The organism is Lentzea albidocapillata subsp. violacea, assembly GCF_900100275.1.
Classification (GTDB): domain Bacteria; phylum Actinomycetota; class Actinomycetes; order Mycobacteriales; family Pseudonocardiaceae; genus Lentzea; species Lentzea violacea.
In genome coordinates, this window is sequence record NZ_FNET01000006.1 from 187,898 (window position 1) to 205,362 (window position 17,465).

General features: G+C 66.8%; 15 protein-coding genes, 2 tRNA genes and 1 pseudogene. 12 read left to right on the forward strand and 6 right to left on the reverse strand.

Going from position 1 to position 17,465, the window contains the following annotated elements:
- Window positions 1-69 precede the first annotated feature (69 nt).
- From gyrB to BLR21_RS16125, 6 genes and pseudogenes are all read left to right on the forward strand, one after another.
- A complete protein-coding gene (gyrB, locus tag BLR21_RS16105) occupies window positions 70-2,040 on the forward strand; it encodes a DNA topoisomerase (ATP-hydrolyzing) subunit B (protein ID WP_090006640.1) in 1,971 nt (656 codons plus the stop codon).
- 49 nt (window positions 2,041-2,089) lie between these two features.
- On the forward strand, window positions 2,090-5,893 hold the full coding sequence (gyrA, locus tag BLR21_RS16110) for an intein-containing DNA gyrase subunit A (RefSeq protein WP_143027738.1): 3,804 nt from the start codon (window positions 2,090-2,092) through the stop codon (window positions 5,891-5,893).
- A 391-nt stretch (window positions 5,894-6,284) separates the two neighbouring features.
- Window positions 6,285-6,932 carry a DUF3566 domain-containing protein gene (locus BLR21_RS44805; RefSeq protein ID WP_090006828.1) on the forward strand — a complete coding sequence of 216 codons (648 nt, stop codon included), beginning with the start codon at window positions 6,285-6,287 and terminating at the stop codon, window positions 6,930-6,932.
- Between the two features lie 70 nt (window positions 6,933-7,002).
- Window positions 7,003-7,076: transfer RNA gene (locus BLR21_RS16120), tRNA-Ile, on the forward strand.
- A gap of 199 nt (window positions 7,077-7,275) precedes the next feature.
- A pseudogene (locus BLR21_RS43205) lies at window positions 7,276-7,395 on the forward strand (DLW-39 family protein); the annotation flags it as partial.
- 40 nt (window positions 7,396-7,435) lie between these two features.
- Window positions 7,436-7,508: transfer RNA gene (locus tag BLR21_RS16125), tRNA-Ala, on the forward strand.
- A 66-nt stretch (window positions 7,509-7,574) separates the two neighbouring features.
- Here the strand turns inward: BLR21_RS16125 and BLR21_RS16130 are convergent.
- Complete coding sequence (locus BLR21_RS16130; protein WP_090006641.1) at window positions 7,575-7,967, reverse strand: DoxX family protein; 393 nt, start codon at window positions 7,965-7,967, stop codon at window positions 7,575-7,577.
- 107 nt (window positions 7,968-8,074) lie between these two features.
- Between BLR21_RS16130 and BLR21_RS16135 the strand changes: the two genes are divergently transcribed.
- Entirely contained in the window at window positions 8,075-8,608 is a 534-nt protein-coding gene (locus BLR21_RS16135; protein ID WP_090006642.1) for a DUF2020 domain-containing protein, read from the forward strand.
- Window positions 8,609-8,669: 61 nt separating this feature from the next.
- Here the strand turns inward: BLR21_RS16135 and BLR21_RS16140 are convergent, their stop codons facing one another.
- Complete coding sequence (locus BLR21_RS16140) at window positions 8,670-9,236, reverse strand: hypothetical protein (RefSeq protein ID WP_090006643.1); 567 nt, start codon at window positions 9,234-9,236, stop codon at window positions 8,670-8,672.
- A 93-nt stretch (window positions 9,237-9,329) separates the two neighbouring features.
- Here BLR21_RS16140 and BLR21_RS16145 point away from each other — a divergent pair, with 93 nt between their 5' ends.
- Together BLR21_RS16145 and BLR21_RS16150 are read left to right on the forward strand one after the other, a co-directional pair.
- Complete coding sequence (locus BLR21_RS16145; protein WP_030480236.1) at window positions 9,330-9,878, forward strand: peptidylprolyl isomerase; 549 nt, start codon at window positions 9,330-9,332, stop codon at window positions 9,876-9,878.
- Window positions 9,875-10,792 (forward strand): rhomboid family intramembrane serine protease, encoded by a 918-nt coding sequence (locus BLR21_RS16150; protein ID WP_256334714.1) that lies wholly within the window; start codon window positions 9,875-9,877, stop codon window positions 10,790-10,792. Before BLR21_RS16145 ends, BLR21_RS16150 begins: the two co-directional genes overlap by 4 nt.
- Before the next feature lie 7 nt (window positions 10,793-10,799).
- Here BLR21_RS16150 and BLR21_RS16155 read toward each other — a convergent pair whose 3' ends face one another.
- Window positions 10,800-11,195: a PH domain-containing protein gene (locus BLR21_RS16155; RefSeq protein ID WP_256334715.1), complete on the reverse strand. Its 396-nt coding sequence runs from the start codon at window positions 11,193-11,195 to the stop codon at window positions 10,800-10,802.
- Between the two features lie 234 nt (window positions 11,196-11,429).
- On the reverse strand, window positions 11,430-11,696 hold the full coding sequence (gene crgA, locus BLR21_RS16160; protein ID WP_030465604.1) for a cell division protein CrgA: 267 nt from the start codon (window positions 11,694-11,696) through the stop codon (window positions 11,430-11,432).
- Window positions 11,697-12,052: 356 nt separating this feature from the next.
- Here crgA and BLR21_RS16165 point away from each other — a divergent pair, with 356 nt between their 5' ends.
- Complete coding sequence (locus BLR21_RS16165) at window positions 12,053-13,003, forward strand: class E sortase (RefSeq protein ID WP_090006644.1); 951 nt, start codon at window positions 12,053-12,055, stop codon at window positions 13,001-13,003.
- The gene (locus tag BLR21_RS42510) at window positions 13,003-13,158 is read left to right on the forward strand and encodes a hypothetical protein (protein ID WP_090006645.1); all 156 of its coding nucleotides are present in this window, start codon (window positions 13,003-13,005) and stop codon (window positions 13,156-13,158) included. Before BLR21_RS16165 ends, BLR21_RS42510 begins: the two co-directional genes overlap by 1 nt.
- A 167-nt stretch (window positions 13,159-13,325) precedes the next feature.
- Here BLR21_RS42510 and BLR21_RS16175 read toward each other — a convergent pair whose 3' ends face one another.
- A complete protein-coding gene (locus tag BLR21_RS16175; RefSeq protein WP_090006646.1) occupies window positions 13,326-14,669 on the reverse strand; it encodes an FAD-dependent oxidoreductase in 1,344 nt (447 codons plus the stop codon).
- A gap of 77 nt (window positions 14,670-14,746) precedes the next feature.
- Here BLR21_RS16175 and BLR21_RS16180 point away from each other — a divergent pair, with 77 nt between their 5' ends.
- Window positions 14,747-15,388, forward strand: a complete 642-nt coding sequence (locus tag BLR21_RS16180) for an aminodeoxychorismate/anthranilate synthase component II (RefSeq protein WP_090006647.1) — start codon at window positions 14,747-14,749, stop codon at window positions 15,386-15,388.
- Between the two features lie 63 nt (window positions 15,389-15,451).
- Here the strand turns inward: BLR21_RS16180 and pknB are convergent, their stop codons facing one another.
- Window positions 15,452-17,452 carry a Stk1 family PASTA domain-containing Ser/Thr kinase gene (gene pknB, locus BLR21_RS16185; protein WP_090006648.1) on the reverse strand — a complete coding sequence of 667 codons (2,001 nt, stop codon included), beginning with the start codon at window positions 17,450-17,452 and terminating at the stop codon, window positions 15,452-15,454.
- Window positions 17,453-17,465: the final 13 nt, after the last annotated feature.

Genomic DNA, 17,465 nt, shown 5'->3' on the forward strand with positions numbered 1-17,465 from the left:
GTAGAATCACAGAAGCGTCACCCATCACCGTGCGGGTTCTGCCCGCATCAGCGAGGAGACTCCAGGCCCGTGTCAGCTAAGAAGAATGAGTACGGCGCGTCCTCGATCACCGTCCTCGAAGGCCTCGAGGCAGTGCGCAAGAGGCCGGGCATGTACATCGGCTCGACCGGCGAGCGCGGTCTGCACCACCTGGTCCAGGAGGTTGTGGACAACTCAGTCGACGAGGCGATGGCCGGTTACGCCACGAAGGTCGACGTCACCCTGCTGGCCAACGGCGGCGTCCGGGTGATCGACGACGGTCGTGGCATCCCGATCGACATGCACCCGATCGAGAACGTGCCGACCGTCGAGGTCGTCATGACCAAGCTGCACGCGGGCGGCAAGTTCGACAGCGACTCCTACGCGGTGTCCGGCGGTCTGCACGGCGTCGGCATCTCCGTGGTGAACGCGCTGTCCACCGCCGTCGACCTCGAGATCAGGCGCCAGGGTCACGTCTGGACCCAGCGCTACGAGGCCACCAAACCCGCGCACGAGCTGCGCCAGGGCGAGGCGACCGACGAGACCGGCACCACGACCACGTTCTGGGCCGACCCGGAGATCTTCGAGACCACGACGTACAACGTCGAGACGATCGCACGCCGCCTGCAGGAGATGGCGTTCCTCAACAAGGGGATCACCATCATCCTGCGCGACGAGCGGATCTCGGAGGCGGACGAGGAAGCCGACGCCGAGGGCCACCAGGCCGCGGTGAAGGAGCGCGTCTACCACTACCCCGGTGGACTCGAGGACTTCGTCCGCCACATCAACCACACGCGCGATGCGGTGCACCAGAAGGTCATCGCGTTCGAGGCGAAGGGTGAGGACCTCGAGGTCGAGGTCGCGATGCAGTGGAACACCGGCTACACGGCCTCGGTCTACACGTTCGCGAACACGATCAACACGCACGAGGGCGGCACGCACGAAGAGGGCTTCCGCGCCGCGCTGACGCGAGTCGTCAACGAGTACGCGCGCGAGAAGAAGCTGCTCAAGGAGAAGGACACCAACCTCACCGGCGACGACATCCGCGAGGGTCTCGCCGCGATCATCTCGGTGAAGTTGAAGGAGCCCCAGTTCGAGGGCCAGACGAAGACCAAGCTGGGCAACAGCGAGGCGAAGTCGTTCGTGCAGAAGTCGACGAACGAGCATCTGGCCGACTGGTTCGAGCGGCACCCCAACGAGGCGAAGACGATCGTCAGCAAGGCGGTCTCGTCGGCGCAGGCCCGCATGGCCGCGCGCAAGGCCCGTGAACTGGTCCGCCGCAAGGGCGCGCTGGACATCGGCGGCCTGCCCGGCAAGCTGAAGGACTGCCGCTCCACCAACCCGGAGGAGTGCGAGCTCTACGTCGTAGAGGGCGACTCCGCCGGCGGCTCGGCCAAGGAGGGCCGGGACTCGATGTACCAGGCCATCCTGCCGATCCGCGGCAAGATCATCAACGTGGAGAAGGCGCGCATCGACCGCGTGCTGAAGAACAACGAGGTCCAGAGCATGATCACCGCTCTGGGCACCAGCATCCACGACGAGTTCGACCTGTCGAAGCTGCGCTATCACAAGATCATCCTGATGGCGGACGCCGACGTCGACGGCCAGCACATCCGCACGCTGCTGCTCACCCTGCTGTTCCGCTTCATGCAGCCGCTGCTCGAACACGGCCACGTCTACCTCGCCCAGCCGCCGCTCTACAAGATCAAGTGGCAGCGGATCGAGCCGGAGTACGCGTACTCCGACCGCGAGCGCGACGGCCTGATCAAGGAAGGCCTCGCCGCCGGCAAGAAGCTCGGCAAGGACGACAACATCCAGCGCTACAAGGGTCTCGGCGAGATGAACGCCGCCGAGCTGTGGGAGACCACGATGGACCCGGCGAACCGGGTGCTCCTCCAGGTCACCATGGACGACGCCGCCACCGCCGACGAGCTGTTCAGCGTGCTCATGGGTGAGGACGTCGAGGCACGCCGCTCGTTCATCACGCGTAATGCCAAGGACGTGAAGTTCCTGGACGTCTGAGTCCGGTCCCTTCCAGAAATCCACGGCTGGCGAAGAGGAAAGAAGAACCGTGACTGAGACGACCCTTCCGCCGGAGCACGACCGCACCGAGCCGGTCGACATCCAGCAGGAGATGCAGAACTCCTACATCGCGTACGCGATGAGCGTCATCGTCGGCCGGGCACTGCCGGACGTGCGTGACGGACTCAAGCCCGTCCACATCCGCGTGCTCTACTCGATGTTCGACTCGGGGTTCCGGCCGGACCGCGGCTACAACAAGTGCGCCCGCGTCGTCGGCGACGTGATGGGCAACTACCACCCGCACGGCGACTCGTCGATCTACGACGCGCTCGTGCGGCTCGCCCAGCCGTGGGCCATGCGATACCCGCTGATCGACGGTCAGGGCAACTTCGGCTCGCCGGGCAACGACCCGGCTGCCGCGATGCGCTACTGTGTTTCGGCCCAAACGAGAATCAAGCTGGCTGACGGCTCGTCCGTGCGGATCGGCGACATCGTGCCGGGCGCGCAGCCGAACAGCGACAACCCGATCGACCTCAAGGTGCTCGACCGCAACGGTGACCCGGTGCGGGCCGACATGCTGTTCCACTCGGGTGAGCACCCGACGTTGAAGCTGCGCACCAGGAACGGGTTCGAGCTCACCGGCACGCACAACCACCCGGTGCTCTGCCTGGTGAATGTGGGCGGCGTCCCGACGCTGCTGTGGAAGCTGCTGGACGAGATCCAGCCTGGCGACCGCGTGGTCATGCAGCGGACCCAGCAGGAGCTTGGCACGACCATGGTCGTCAAGGAGTACGCCGCAGGAATCCTCGCGGGTGGGTTGATCTCCGAGGGCTACTTGTCCGACGACTATGTCCAGTTTGCCAACACGGACACCGACTACTTCGACTTCGTGTTGAACTCGTACACGTTGGTTGTCGGAGACAAGCTCTCGCGCTACCGCGAGACGACGTGCACGGGCAAGACGTTGCACAAGTTCAGTGCGAGGACGACGGCTATCCGTAAGAGCCTACTAGCTGAATCCCTCGGTGTACTGAGCTATGGCAAGCGAGTACCGGAGTTCATCTGGCAGAGCGGGCACACAGTCAAGCGCGCGTTCCTCAGCTCGTTGTTCACCGGTGACGGCTCTGCGTCGGCACTGCCGCGCAACACGGTTCAGATCTCGTACTCGACCCGCAGCGCGCAACTGGCGCGTGAGGTCCAGCAGTTGTTGCTGGAGTTCGGTGTCGTCAGTACGCAGGTGAACTACGACAACGGCGAGATCAAGGTCGTCATCACCAACCGCCGGGACGCTCGCCTGTTCTCGACGCGAGTCGGGTTCCTCGGCGCCAAGCAGGACAAGCTGGCCGCGATACTCGACGCCATTCCGGTCGAGAGCCGTGCGATGAGCAGCGACCACGTGCCGTTCGTCGGCGACTACATCCGGGCGAACGGTGCGAACCGCTGGACCGAGCGGGACTGGTTGCGGCGGCACAACGTCGACCGGATCGAGCGGTGGGACAACAGCCGCGACGAGATCGCCGAGCGGATCACGAACCGCGAGGTTCTCGACGTGGTCGAGCCGTTGGTGGACGGCCGGTTCTACTACGCCGAGGTCGCTTCGGTAACTGACGCCGGCGTGCAGCCTGTGTTCAGTCTGCGGGTCGACACGGATGACCACGCGTTCATCACGGACGGGTTCGTCAGCCACAACACGGAATGCCGCCTGACCCCGCTGGCCATGCAGATGCTCGCGGACATCGAGGAAGAGACCGTCGACTTCCGCGACAACTACGACGGCCGCATCCAGGAGCCGACGGTCCTGCCGTCCCGCATCCCCAACCTGCTGATCAACGGCAGCTCGGGCATCGCGGTCGGCATGGCGACGAACATCCCGCCGCACAACCTGCGCGAGGTCGCGTCGGGCGTGGTGTGGGCGCTGGACAACTGGGAGGCCTCCGACGAGGAGACCCTCGAAGCCGTGATCGAGCGGATCAAGGGCCCGGACTTCCCGACGTACGGCCAGATCCTCGGCAACTCGGGCATCCAGGACGCGTACCGCACCGGCCGCGGTTCGGTGAAGATGCGCGCGGTCATCGAGGTCGACGAGGACGCCAAGGGCCGCACGATCCTGGTCGTCACCGAGCTGCCGTACCAGGTCAACCCGGACAACCTCGTCGAGAACATCGCCGCGCTCGTGCGTGACGCGAAGCTCACGGGCATCTCGAACATCGCGGACGAGTCGAACAGCCGCCGCGGCATGCGCATCGTGGTCACGCTCAAGCGCGACGCGGTGGCGAAGGTCGTGCTGAACAACCTCTACAAGCACACCCAGCTGCAGTACTCGTTCGGTGTCAACATGCTGTCGCTGGTCGACGGTGTGCCGCGCACGCTGCGGCTCGACCAGATGATCCGTCACTACGTGAAGCACCAGATCGAGGTCATCGTCCGGCGGACGAAGTTCCGCCTGCGCAAGGCGGAAGAGCGCGCGCACATCTGGCGTGGTCTGGTGAAGGCGCTCGACCAGCTCGACGAGGTCATCGCGTTGATCCGCCGGTCGCAGACGCCGGACATCGCGCGCACGGGCCTGATGGAGCTGCTCGACGTCGACGAGATCCAGGCGAACGCGATCCTGGAGATGCAGCTGCGCCGCCTGGCCGCACTGGAACGTCAGAAGATCGTCGACCAGCTGGCCGAGATCGAGGTCGAGATCGCGGACCTCCAGGACATCCTCGCGAAGCCGGAGCGGCAGCGCGCCATCGTGCGCGACGAGCTCATGGCCATCGTGGACAAGTACGGCGACGACCGGCGCACGGAGATCATCCCGTTCGACGGCGACGTGTCCATGGAGGACCTGATCGCGGTCGAGGACGTGGTCGTCACGATCACGCGCACCGGCTACGCGAAGCGCACCAAGACCGACCTCTACCGGGCGCAGAAGCGCGGCGGCAAGGGCGTGCAGGGTGCTCAGCTCAAGCAGGACGACATCGTCGCGCACTTCTTCGTGTGCTCGACGCACGACTGGATCCTGTTCTTCACGAACAAGGGCCGTGTCTACCGCACGAAGGCGTACGAGCTGCCCGAGGCGAACCGCAACGCCCGCGGCCAGCACGTCGCGAACCTCCTCGCGTTCCAGCCGGACGAGGAGATCGCGCAGGTCATCCAGATCAAGAACTACGGGGTGTCGCCGTACCTCGTGCTCGCCACTCGCAAGGGTCTGGTGAAGAAGTCGAAGCTCACCGACTTCGATTCCAACCGATCGGGTGGTCTTATCGGCATCAACCTGCGCGAGGACGACGAGCTGGTCGGAGCGGTGCTCTGCTCGGCCGACGACGACCTGCTCATGGTGTCCGCCGACGGTCAGTCGATCCGCTTCCACGCCACCGACGACGTGCTGCGCCCGATGGGTCGTGCCACGTCAGGCGTGCAGGGCATGCGGTTCAACGCCGATGACGAGCTGCTTTCCGTCGGTGTCGTCCAAGAGGGTCTGTTCGTTTTGGTCGCGACGGACGGTGGGTACTCGAAGCGAACGCCCATCGAGGACTACCCGGTCCAGGGGCGTGGCGGCAAGGGTGTGCTGACCATTCAGCACGACCGCCGTCGTGGCAGGCTGGTGGGCGCGCTCATCGTCGACGTCGACGACGAGCTCTACGCCATCACCTCGAGCGGCGGGGTCATCAGGACCCGGGCCGAGCAGGTGCGCAAGGCTGGACGGCAGACGAAGGGGGTGCGGCTGATGAACCTCGGCGAGAGCACCACTTTGATCGCTGTCGCACGCAACGCGGACGAGCCCAGCGACGTCATCATCAGTGAGGCGTCTGCCGCGGAGGACTCTGCCGCTGACCAGGCAGCCACCCCCACCGACTCGGCTGAGTAGTCGGAATCGCTAGCGAGAGGTCAAGGACAAGCTCGTGACTCCACCCGAGAACCGCGAAGGTCGGGACGCGGACAAAACCGCGGTGATCACCAAACCGACTCCGCAGAACTCCGCGCAGAATCCGGCGGAGAAGAAGGCGGACTCGGCTGCGGCCTCCGGTTCCTCGGGTGGAACCGCGCAGGACAAGACCAAGCCCGTGTCGGCGGACAAGGCGGCCGAGGCCGCCGCACCCGCCCAGGAGAAGCCGGCGGCTCCGGCCACTCCGGCGCCGACCGCCACGCCGACCCCCACTCCTGCTCCGGCGGCCACCCCGGCCGCTCCGGCGGAGGAGAAGACGGTCTCGCTCGGCAGCGCCACTCCGGCGCCCGCGCCCGTCGCCGACGAGCCGGTCATCGTGTCGGCACCGCCGCCCTGGCAGCGGGTGACGAACGACACGGAGGCGGCCCAGAGCGACGCGACCGCGACGTACGTGGCTCCGGGCGCACCGCCCGTGCCGTCCGCCGCCGAACCGCCCCCGGCCTTCCCGCAGACCGACCCGGACACCGTCAAGGTGCAGAAGCCGGTGGTCACGGGCTCGGCCGTGCCGGTCGGCCTGGGCAGCAGCCGCACGTCGGTGAACATGGGCAACAGCGGGGCCCGCCCCGCCGCGTCCACCCCGTCGGCCCGCCGCCCCGGCCGTGGCCCGCGCCGCGCCTCGCTCCAGGTGAAGCGCGTCGACCCGTGGTCGGTCCTCAAGCTCGCCCTGGTGCTGGGCGTCGCACTGTTCTTCGTCTGGCTCGTGGCGGTCGGCGTGCTCTACGGCGTCCTGCACGGCATGGGCGTCTGGGACAAGATCAACAGCACCGCGAACGACCTGCTCCAGGCCAACGAGCCGGGCGAACCGTTGATCAGTGCCGGTCGCGTCTTCGGCGTCTCGGCGATCATCGGCGCCGTCAACATCGTGCTGTTCACGGCCCTCGCAACCGTTGGCGCGTTCGTCTACAACGTGTCCGCGGATCTGGCTGGTGGCCTGGAACTCACGTTGTCGGAACGAGAGTGACCCCCTGATTTGGGAGCAACGAGGACGATCCTGTAAGGTCTTCCTCGTTGCCCCGAGGGGTGATGATCGAGGGCCTATAGCTCAGGCGGTTAGAGCGCTTCACTGATAATGAAGAGGTCGGAGGTTCAAGTCCTCCTAGGCCCACTCGATTCGGGGGCTATCCATGTCGGCGGAATGCGCCGACCGTTACCCGAATCATCGTTCCTTTTCTGGGGGCCAAGCCCCCAGACCCCCGGCCGGGGGCAAGCCCCCGGAGCCCCCATCACTTGAATGCTCGGCTGCTGCTGTTGCCTTGCTGTAACGTGGTGGGGTCGTTGAGTTTTTGGTCTTGGGAGGGATTGAAGTGGCTAAGAAGATCATCGCACTCGTCGTGGTCGCCGGTGCGGTTCTGTTCTTCGTGAAGCGCAGCCGTTCGGCCAAGGCCGACGCGGACCTGTGGCGCGAGGCCACCGCTCCCACCGACTGATCTTTGCTCTGACGGGCGGCCCGCCGCCCCCAGGCTTGGGGACGTAGCTCAATTGGCAGAGCACCGCCTTTGCAAGGCGGGGGTTAGGGGTTCGATTCCCCTCGTCTCCATCCGCTTTCACTGAAGCCCTGTTCGCGCCGTTGCGAACAGGGCTTCAGTGCATTCCGCACATCACGTCACGCCGAGGTGAGTGACTTCTTCGGCGCCTTGCGAAGGGCGTCGATGCTCCACGCGCCGGCACCGGTGAACGCCAGCAGCAGGAACGCCCACGAGTAGATCGCCGCGAGCTCGCCGCCGTTCTCGATCGGGAGCAGGGCCCTCGGCTGGTGCACCACGAAGTAGGCGTAGGCCATGGCGCCGGAACTGAGCAGCGCGGCCCAGCGCGTCCAGAGCCCGATGAGGATGAGGCCGCCGCCGATCAACTCGATGATGGCCGCGGGGCCGGACGGCCACGAGAGAATCTCGACTCCCTTGGACAGCTTCTGCACCCCGTGGAACACGAAGAGCAGACCGATGATGATGCGGAACAGCGCCAGGGCGTGCTCTCGTCGTTGCTCCAGGAACTCCATGATCGGGTCCTTCCAGGGCGGGTACAGGGGCAAAGGCACAAAAGGTATGGACCAATTTAGAGTGTCCCGCTAGAGGCGCTTTTGGTATCTGGTTGACTGTTGCCCCTATGAAACGAGCACTGCTGCTGCCCCTGCTCGGCGTCCTCGCCGCCTGCGGCACTCCCGTCGCCCAGGACGTGCCGGTTCCCACGACCCCGCCCCAGCAGGCCACGACCACTACCAGCGCGGCTCCGACAGTGCCGCCCGCGCCCCAGCCCGCGAACGACGGCGCGTGCCCGTACCTGGCGACCGGTTTCGTCGCGGAAGCCAACGGACAGCGCGTACCCAAAGTGAAACTGTCAACGGACGAACCTCACCCAGCATGCTTCTTCTACGCCACGGCAACTGAGATCCAGTTGACCGTGCAGGTCTACGTGGGGGATGAGAGCGTCGCGAAGCTCATCGTCAACAAGGCGGCGCCGGACGGTTCACAGCCCGCGAACTCGCCCACCGGCTGGAGCGGAGGGTACGTGAGCAACGAGACCGGCGTCGTCTACGCCGTGTCGAAGAGCGACGCCGCTGTGGTCGTCACCAGCAACCAGAAGCAGTCGATCAAGGCGCGCCGCATCGCCGAAGAGGCGATCAAGGGCCTGAAGATCTAAGTGAGCACGACACCGCCCCCGCGCGAACGTGCACGGGGGCGGCGAACGTCAGCGGTCGCCGTTACTTGACCGGCTCCTTCGGCGAGGGCACCTGCCCGTTGAGGACGGGCTCCGCGTGCGGGACCTGCTCCTCGTCCTGCAGGTGGACCTCCTGCGGCCGGCGCGTCATCGCGACGTAGCCGACTGCCGCGGCCGCGATCAGGAGACCGAGCACCCACGGCCAGCGGCGGCGCTTCGGCGCGTCGGCACCGAGCTGGGCCGCGGCCTTGCGGATCTCCTTGGCGCGCACCTTGGCGTCCTTGCGCGCGCTCTTCGCCGCCTTCTTCACTTCCTTGCGCACGACCTCGGCCTTGCCCAAGAGGTCGGCGCGCGTCTTCGCGCTCTTCTTGGCGAGGCGCTTGCGAGAGCGACGCGTCTGCTTCTCCCAGTCCTCGGCCTTGCCCATGAGGGTGTCAGCCCGCTCGACGAGTGCGCCGCGAACCTGGTCCGCCGTGATGCCGCGCTCGGCAAGCCTGACCTCAGCGGCGTGACCAGCGCGAACGACGCCCTGACGCGCGGCCTTCAGACCGGTGCCGACAGCCTTGCCAACGTTCTCGCCGGCTCGGGTCATGACGTCCACCTCGTCCATCTCTGCTCCACACGTTGTCGTCTGGTGATGTCCTAGAGGTACCCATCGTGCCCCTTCCTGAACATCGGCGCCCGTGGATGGCACGATGGGGTGGTGGCTGACAGCAACGAATCCTTCGTCGGGACCAAGGTGACGGCGACCCTGCACACCACGCAGGGCGACATCCGCATCAACCTGTTCCCCGACCACGCCCCCAAGACGGTGGCGAACTTCGTCGGGCTCGCCGAGGGCACGAAGACCTACACCGAGGCGAACGCGAGTGGCACGAAGACGGGTCCGTTCTACGACGGCACCCTGTTCCACCGCGTCATCGCCGGCTTCATGCTCCAGACCGGCGACCCGACCGGTACCGGTCGCGGTGGCCCCGGCTACCGCTTCGCGGACGAGTTCAACTCCGAACTGCAGTTCAACAAGCCCTACCTGCTCGCGATGGCGAACGCCGGCCCCAACACCAACGGCTCGCAGTTCTTCGTCACCGTGGCACCGACGACGTGGCTGAACTTCAAGCACACGATCTTCGGTGAGGTCGCCGACCAGGAGTCGCGCGACGTCGTCGACGCGATCGGCGGCACCACGACCGGTGCGGGCGACCGTCCGGTCAACGACATCAAGATCGAGCGGATCACGATCGAACGCGCGTGAGCAACGCCCCCGTGCCACCGGACGGGCCGATCGGAGCGCAGCCGGACATCCCGGTCTGCGCACGTCATTCCGATCGGCCTACCCGGCTGCGCTGCAGCAGGTGCGACCGTCCGGCGTGCCCGGACTGTCTGCGCGACGCCTCGGTCGGCATGCAGTGCGTCGACTGCGTGAACGAGGGCGCCCGCACGGTCCGCCGAGCCCGCACGTCCGCGGGCGCGGTGGTCTCCGACGGCCGCCCGATCATCACGCAGGTGATGATCGCGCTCAACGTGCTCGCGTACGTCGTCACGGTCGCCCAGTCCGGCAGCCCGATGAACAACTCGCGGGCCGGCCTGTTCACCGCGACGTCGATGATCCCGGAGCTCACCGCCAACGGTGAGTGGTGGCGGATCCTCACGTCGGGGTTCATGCACTTCGGCCTGATCCACCTCGTGCTCAACATGGCCGCGCTCTTCGTGGTGGGCCCTGTGATCGAGCAGGAGCTGGGCAAGCTGCGGTACAGCGCCGTCTACTTCCTGTCGCTGCTCGGCGGCAGTGCGGCGGCGTTCTTCTTCGGCACCGTCTGCCAGCAGCTCGCCGGCGCGTCCGGCGCGGTGTTCGGCCTGATGGGCGCGCTGCTGATCGTGTTCAAGCGGCAGAAGCGGGACATCTCGACGATCCTCGTGATCGTCGGCATCAACCTGGTGTCGAACCTCTTCACCAACGCCTCGCTGCTCGGGCACCTCGGCGGGTTCGTGATCGGCGGCCTGCTGACGCTCGCCATGGTCAAGGCGCCCGCGAAGAACCGCAACGCCTACCAGATCGGCGCTGTGGCGGTGGCCGCGTTGTTGCTCGGAGTCATGTTCATGTTGCGTGCCTCCGAACTCGACACGGCGGCCGAAGTGATCCTGGAGTACGCCAGGACCTGTCGCTAGAACTGATTCACGGCCGCAGTGCGTGGAGCACTCCGGCGACTTCTTCGGGATCGGCGCCGAGGTCCAGTCTCGTGAGCACCACGAGATGGTCATCGGCGTCGAGTTCCAATGTCTGCTGTTCCCTGCCGAGCCGGCGGGTGGTCTGCAGCTTGACCTTCACCTCGTGCCACGGCAGCAGCGTCGTGCCCGTGAACCCGCGCACGGCCAGGCCGTCGACGTCCGCGGTGAGCCTCGGGCGTGCGATCGTCGCGAACGCCGCGAGGCAGGTGACCAGCAGCGATGCCAGTCCGATGAGGAGACGACCCGCGTTGTCGTCGGCGATGAACGCCGCGACGGCGAGGGCGAGGGCGGCCACCCAAGCGGTGACGACCAGCGGGACGGGCGTGGACCAGGTTCGAGTCACACTGTCGAGTGTCCCGCATGAAATGTGGACAACTGAACGGGTCCGCATGAGGGAAAACCGTCGCTTGTGCATTTTGGTGCAAAGTTGTCCACAGGACTTGTCCCCAATGGGGATGACTTACAACCGTGTGCTTCGGTGACGCTCGGATGAACCAGGTGAACCCGAGGCGAACAAAGGTCGGCCCGGACGTGTGACGTCCGGGCCGACCTCTACGAACGGTGACTTGCCGAGCGCTCAGCGCCAGCGCATCGTCATCAGCAGACCGATGATCATCAGCGCGAAGCCGATGGCGAAGTTCCACGCGCCCAGCTCGAGCATGAACGGGATCTTCTCGGCCGCGATGTAGTTGACGACCAGCCACGCGAGGCCCAGCAGCATGAAGCCGAGCATGACAACGACGTAGACCGGGTGAGACGGCCCCGCTGCCTTGACCTTGACCGGCGTGCGGCGGTCAGTGGGTGCGGTGTAGACCGCCTTCTTCCGGACCTTCGACTTGGGCATGCTGTCCTCGCCTGACGTGGATATCCGTGAGTGACGCGAGTTTACGTGCACTACTCAGTAGACACGTTAACGTAGCGGCGGTGGTCAGCGAACCATCCTTGTAGACGCAGTTGTTTTCAGTTCACAGTCCGCGCGGAGGTTCTCAGGTGAACTCGGGACCCCAGCAGCCGCCGCCACGGCGTCCTGTACCTCGTCGTGATGACCTGCAGCACGTGCGGGCCACACCGGCTCCCCACCCCGTACCGCCGCCCGAGGCGACTCAGTTCACCAGTGCTTTCTCCGGAAGCCTGCCTCCGAACGCCCAGCAGCGACCGCCCTTCCCCGGCCCACCGCCAGGCGGAGTGCCACGCAGGCCGATGCCGCCGCGTCCCCGCCCGGTCGATCCGCCCACCGAGGTGATCCCGCGCGTCGAGGACGACTACGACGACGAGTACTACGACGATGACGAGTACTACGACGACGAGCCCGCGGCGAAGGACGCCCCGCCACCGGACAGCGTCGCGCGCAAGGCCGTACGCGGCGTAGGCGAAGCCCTCATCACGATGGGCCTGGTCGTACTGCTGTTCGTCGTCTACGAGGTCTACGTGACCGACCTGCTCTCCGCGGAGAAACAGCAGGACGCAACCGCCGCGCTCGACTCCGAATGGAGCTCGAACGTCGTCACGCCACCCCCGGCGGACCCCAACCGTCAGTCGAAGCTGAACCTCATCGAGGGCAAGGCCTTCGCGAAGATGTACATCCCGGTCTTCGGCAACGACTGGAAGTTCTCCGTCGTCGAGGGCACCACGGACAAACACCTCGAAATCGGCCCCGGCCACTACAAGGACACCGCCCAGCCCGGCGAGGCCGGCAACTTCTCCATCGCCGGCCACCGCGTCGGCAAGGGCGCGCCGTTCAACGACCTCGACCTGCTCCAGTCCTGCAACTCGATCGTCGTGCAGACCCAGACCCAGTGGTACGTCTACCGGGTGCTGCCGATGAGGAACGAGGTGGCCGGCTGGGCCTCGAACCCGAAGTCGAAGGAAGCCGCCTGCACCGGCGTCGCCCCGCTGTCGACAACGCTCGGCGACGCGTACGCGAAGACCGTCGGCCAGGAGATCGTCGTGCCGACCCAGGGCGAGGTCATCGCCCCCATCCCGCACCAGGTGGGCACGACCGTGCCCGCCGACAAGCAGGCCCGGCTGCTCACGCTGACGACCTGCCACCCGCGCTTCTCCGACAAGCAGCGCCTGATCGTGCACGCCATCGAGACCAAGAGCTACCCGGTGGCCGACGGCTTCGTGCCGCCCGAGATGACGGAGGGCTGATGTACGGCTGGATCTGGCGGCACCTGCCGGGCCCGCTGTTCCTGCGGGTCATCGAGGCCGTCGTGCTGGTCGTCGGCATCGTCGCGCTGCTGATGTTCGTGGTGTTCCCGTGGGCTGAGCCGAAACTGCCGTTCAACAACGTCACGACCCAGTGAGCTGCTCCTCGGCGAGCCGCAGTTCGGGTCTCAGCTTGACCGGTGTCCGCGCGGACGCGACCGGAACAGGTGAAGCCGCCACCGCGCGAACACGCGATGGCGGCTTCATCGGGGAACGGCGCTCACGCCGTTCAGGTCCAGCCGCCCAAGCCCAGCCGCCCAGGTTCTCAGCCGTTCGAAACCGCGGTCATCTCCTCCCGAGACACGACCTTCACGCGCTCACGGCCGTGCGCCGCGCCCAGCGCGATCTCGTGCGCGTCGAGCCGGCCCCAGCCCTCGTTGGTCACGAACGGCACGCCGCGCTGCTCCAGGAACTCGACCACTGCCGAAGGCTCCGGTGACGTGGCGAGGGGGAGTGCGGCGGCGTCTTCGAGGAGGCTGGTGATGGTCTCCAGGGCGTCGCCCTTGGTGTGGCCGATGAGGCCGATCGGGCCGCGCTTGATCCAGCCGGTCGTGTAGACGCCGGGGATGGGTACCTCGTCGAGGTCCAGCACGCGGCCGGCGAGGTGGGGGATCGTGCCCGAGACGTGGTCGAACGGGATGTCGGCCAGGTGTGTCGAGAGGTAGCCGACGGCGCGGTAGACGGCCTGGACGTCCCAGTCGGTGTAGACGCCGGTGCCGCGGGCGTTGCCGTCGCCGGTCAGCTCCTGGGTTTCGGTGCGCAGGCCGGTGACGCGGTCGGAGCCGAGTACCTCGACCGGTGCCTCCAGGAAGTGCAGGTGCAGGCGGCGCGGGCGGGTGCCTACGTCGCGGATCGCCCATTCCTGGAGGGTCTTCACGATCATCTCGACCTGCTTGTTGGTCCTGATCGCGTGCATCGACGCCTCGTCGAACTCGATGCCCTCGGCGTGGACGATCACCTCGACGTTCGGCGAGTGGTCGAGTTCGCGCAGTTCCAGCGGCGTGAACTTGGCCTGGGCCGGGCCGCGGCGGCCGAAGACGTGCACGTCCGTGACCGGGGACGACGACAGGCCCTCGTAGACGTTCTCGGGGATCTCGGTCACCAGTAGTTCATCGGCGGTCTTGGCCAGGATGCGGGCCACGTCCAGGGCGACGTTGCCGACGCCCAGCACCGCGACGGACCGCGCTTCCAGCGGCCAGGTACGGGGGACGTCGGGGTGGCCGTCGTACCAGGACACGAAGTCCGCGGCGCCGTAGCTGCCGGGCAGGTCGATGCCGGGGAGGTCGAGGGCGCGGTCGGCCGAGGCGCCGGTGGAGAAGATGACGGCGTCGTAGAACTGGCGCAGGTCGTCGAGCTTGATGTCGACGCCGTACTCGACGTTGCCGAAGAAGCGGACCGACGGCCGGTCGAGCACCTTCTGCAGGGCCGTGACGATGCCCTTGATGCGCGGGTGGTCGGGTGCGACGCCGTAGCGGACGAGGCCATAGGGCGCCGGCAGCTTCTCGAAGAGGTCGATCTGCGCGTCGACGTCGGACTTGGTCAGGATGTCGGCGGCGTACACGCCCGCCGGTCCAGCGCCGACGACCGCGACGCGCAAGGAGCGACTCATGACACCTATTTTAGGGTAGCCTTACCTCAGTGGAGACGAGAGCTAACTCACTCGACTCGACCGACTAGGCTCTCTTCATGCGCGTGCTCGTGGTCGACAACTACGACAGCTTCGTCTACAACCTGGTCCAGTACCTGGCTCAGCTGGGTGCGGAGTGCGTCGTGCGGCGCAACGACGAGGTGGACCTCGACGAGATCGGCAAGGTCGACGGTGTCCTCGTCAGCCCCGGCCCCGGTACACCGGAGCGCGCGGGCTCGAGCATCGACGTCATCAAGAAGTGTGCCGACACCGGCAAACCCGTCTTCGGCGTGTGCCTCGGCCACCAGGCCATCGGTGTCGTCTGGGGTGGCACGGTCGACCGCGCGCCCGAGTTGTTGCACGGCAAGACGAGCATCGTCTTCCACGAGGGCAAGGGTGTTCTCGCCGGCGTGCCGCAGCCGTTCATCGCGACGCGCTACCACTCGCTGACGGTGCTGCCCGAGACTATCCCCGCGGAGTTCGAGGTCACCGGCAAGACCGAGACCGGCATCGTGATGGGCATGCGCCACAAGGAACTCCCGGTCGAGGGTGTGCAGTTCCACCCCGAGTCGGTGCTGACCGACGGCGGCCACCGGATGCTCGCGAACTGGCTCAAGGTCTGCGGCTTCGAGGTTCCCGAGGCCACGGTCGCGACGCTCGAGAACGGCATGCGCACGCTCGCCGCGGCCGCGCGCCTCTGACGAAAGGCGAAAGACGAAAGGGGCGGCTTCCCAACGGAAGCCGCCCCTTTCACGTTCCGCGGATCAGCTGCCGCCGATCCCGAGCTGGGCCACGGTGACGTTCACCGCGGTGCCCCGCGTGATCGCGGTGCCCTTGGCGATCTGCTGCGTGAGCACCTTGTCGCGCTTCGACGGGTCGCTGTTCGAGACCTTCTCGACGTTGAAGGAACCGTTCCAGCCCAACGCCCTGAGCTTCTGCTCGGCTTGCTCCTGGGTCAGCCCCACCAGGTCCGGCATCTCGATCTGGTTGCCCTTCGAGACCGTCAGCGTGACCGTCGAGCCCTTGTCGACCTTGCTGTTGGCCTGCGGGTTCTGCGTGAGGACGGTGCCCTCGGGCTTGGCACTGTCGACCGGGGTGATGACGACCTTGAAGCCGGAACCCTCCAGGGTCTGGCGAGCGTCGGCCTCGTCGTCGCCCAGCACGGACGGCACGTTCACCCGGTCCGGCGCCTTGCCGAGCTGGATGGTGATCGTGCTGCCCTTCTTCTGCTTCACGCCGACGTCGGGGGTCTGCGCCGCGACCTTGTTGGCCTTGGACGCGTCGTCGACCTCGATCGACTCGCCCTGCGCCAGCTTGAAGCCGTTGGGGTCCTTGTCCAGGATCTGCTGGGCCTCCGCCGCGGTCCTGCCCTTCAGATCGGGCACGACGCCCTCACCGGGAAGCGCGCCGACGGAGATGGTGACCTTGGTGCCCTTGGTCAGCGAGGTGCCCTCGGCCGGGTCGGTCCCGATCACCTTGTTGATCTGGTCTGCCGTGCACTTCGGCGCGGCGCCGGCCGGACCCGGTTCGCAGGGAACGCTTTCCTGGGCCGGCACGAGACCCGCCTTGGTGATCTTCTCCTTGGCTTCGAGCGCGCTCAGACCGATGACCGACGGAACGGACGCCTTCTCCGTCGCCGCGCTGCCCTGGTCCATCACGTTCTTGGTGATCCACGCGGCGAGACCGAGGACGGCCACGCACAGGATCACCACCAACGTGACCATGATGGCCTTCTTGCGCCTCGCGCGACGCTCTTCTTCCTCGTCGGCGATCGGGTCGTAGTCGTCGTCCGGCTCCGACCTCAACGCCGCCGGGCGGTGCCTTCCGCCGGACACGACCTGCGTGCGTGCGGGACGCGCTGCCGCCTGCTCGTTCATCACGGCGGTGCGGTCCTCGGCCGTCATCACGGCGGGCGCGGACGGACGCTGACCCGACAGCACGCGCACCAGGTCGCCGCGCATCTCCGCAGCCGACTGGTAGCGGTTCGCCGGGCCCTTCGACATCGCCTTCAGCACGATCGCGTCGAGCTGCGGCGACACCTTCGGGTTCAGCTGGGAAGGGGCCTTCGGGTCTTCCCGCACGTGCTGGTACGCGACCGCGACGGGCGAGTCGCCGGTGAACGGGGGCTCGCCGGTGAGCAGTTCGAACAGCACACAACCGGCCGCGTAGACGTCGGAACGGGCGTCGACGGACTCGCCGCGCGCCTGCTCCGGCGACAGGTACTGGGCCGTGCCGATGACGGCGGCGGTCTGGGTGACCGCGGCCTGGCCGTCGTGCAGCGCGCGGGCGATGCCGAAGTCCATCACCTTCACGGCGCCGGACTTCGTGATCATCACGTTCGCCGGCTTCACGTCGCGGTGGACGATGCCGTGCCGGTGGCTGAAGTCGAGCGCGGCCGAGACGTCGGCCATGACCTCCATCGCGCGCTTGCCCGACAGCGGACCCTGCGTCTTCACGATGTCGCGCAGCGTCCGTCCGTCGACGAACTCCATCACGATGTACGGCAACGGGCCGTACTCGGTCTGCGTCTCACCTGTGTCGTAGACGGCGACGATCGCCGGGTGGTTCAGGGCGGCGGAGTTCTGCGCCTCACGCCGGAATCGTTCCTGGAACTGGGAGTCACGGGCGAGGTCGGCCCGCAGCACCTTGATCGCCACGTCTCTGCCGAGGCGGACATCCCGCCCCTTGTGGACCTCGGACATGCCGCCGTACCCGAGAGTCTCACCCAGTTCGTAGCGGTTTGAGAGCAGTCGCGGAGTGCTCATCGGTGCTTCGTCC